The following is a 1,362-nucleotide window of genomic DNA, read 5'->3' as shown; positions in this document are numbered from 1 at the left end:
AACTGGAGTCCTCCCTTCAAATAAATTAAACTTATTTACAAAGGGGATGATACGGGGATGGGAAAAAGACTAGGAGAAGAAATACGTTTGAAAGCTGTGCGAGAAGCGTTAGCTGGGATTAAGGTTGGGGCACTAGCCCGCATGTATGATGTACATCCAGAAACGATTCGTGGGTGGATTAGAGATCATCGAGATGATGTGGCTCCGGAAGAGATTCCAATGACAGATGAGCACATGCAAGAGCTTCAGCGACTTCAGGAAATTGAAGCGAAATATGAGAAAGCAATGAAGATACTAGGCGAGAAAGAACTTGAGAATGAGATTCTGCGAGAACTTATAAAAAAGAGGAACCCCGCTTATCCGAAAAGTACGAAGTAGCTGACCAGTTCATTAAGCGGGGAGAAGTAGCAGCGCTGGTTCTGCGCGTCACAGGGCTTTCCACGTCAACTTACTACGACCGGAGAAAACGCCTTTCGAACGCCACAGTACGTAAGGCAGATAGCCCAAAAGGACGCCCTCTACCTGGGTTTTCTCTAACTGTAACAGGTGAAAAAGTAAGTGACGAACAGATAACAGAGTGGCTGCTAGAGCTTCTTGAAGGTGAAGAGCATGTCTATGGATACAAACTTCTCGCACAATGCCTCCGCAATGAACGAGGCCTAATTTTAAACAAAAAGAAATCCTACCGCCTTTGTAAAGAACAAGGCATTCTCCAGAAACAGCGTGAGCGTAAGACTAAACATCCACGCAGATTACCGAAAAACCGAATCGTAAAGGGTCCCAACGAACTGTGGCAGATGGACATCAAGTATGGTTATGTGACAGGATGCAGACGTTTCTTTTTCGTACTTAGTATTATTGATGTGTTTGATCGTGTCGTCGTTGAGCAGTACAGAGGGCCGGTTTGTGAGGCCAAGCATGCCGTACAGACGCTATGGCGTGCGCTAAAGAGCCGGATACAACCTGGAGATGAGCCTCCCACTGTACGTACGGATAATGGCCCTCAGTTCATCAGCCAGCTTTTTGGCGATACGTGTGAGAGCCTTGGGATGGTTCATGAACGAATACCGCCACGTACACCTAATTCAAATGCCTACATTGAATCTTTCCACAGTCTGCTCGAGCGGGATTTGTTCGGTAAAAGGGATTTAATGACGTTTGATGAGGCTTATGCAGCCCTTGATCATTACATGGACTTCTACAATAACCGCAAAATGCACGGTAGCTTAAAACGGATGCCGCCGACTCAGTTCTCCCAATGGGTGATGACGCTGGAGGACCGGTCTAAATTTTATAAAGCGTTGTAATTGTTTGCATAAAGAAGCAATCTTACGAAAATTGGTTTTTTTAACGGGATGACTC

The 1,362-nt window shown here is 45.7% G+C and carries 2 protein-coding genes; both read left to right on the top strand.

Annotated elements, in window-relative coordinates:
• The first annotated feature begins 57 nt into the window (after positions 1-57).
• On the top strand, positions 58-378 hold the full coding sequence (locus tag GC098_RS23625; RefSeq protein WP_171645673.1) for a transposase: 321 nt from the start codon (positions 58-60) through the stop codon (positions 376-378).
• 11 nt (positions 379-389) lie between these two features.
• Positions 390-1,307, top strand: a complete 918-nt coding sequence (locus tag GC098_RS23620) for an IS3 family transposase (RefSeq protein WP_171645674.1) — start codon at positions 390-392, stop codon at positions 1,305-1,307.
• Positions 1,308-1,362: the final 55 nt, after the last annotated feature.

It is taken from the genome of Paenibacillus phytorum (assembly GCF_013141715.1).
Lineage (GTDB): Bacteria > Bacillota > Bacilli > Paenibacillales > NBRC-103111 > Paenibacillus_E > Paenibacillus_E phytorum.
Note: the sequence above shows the minus strand (reverse complement) of the source record. Positions and strands in the feature narration are given on the sequence as shown.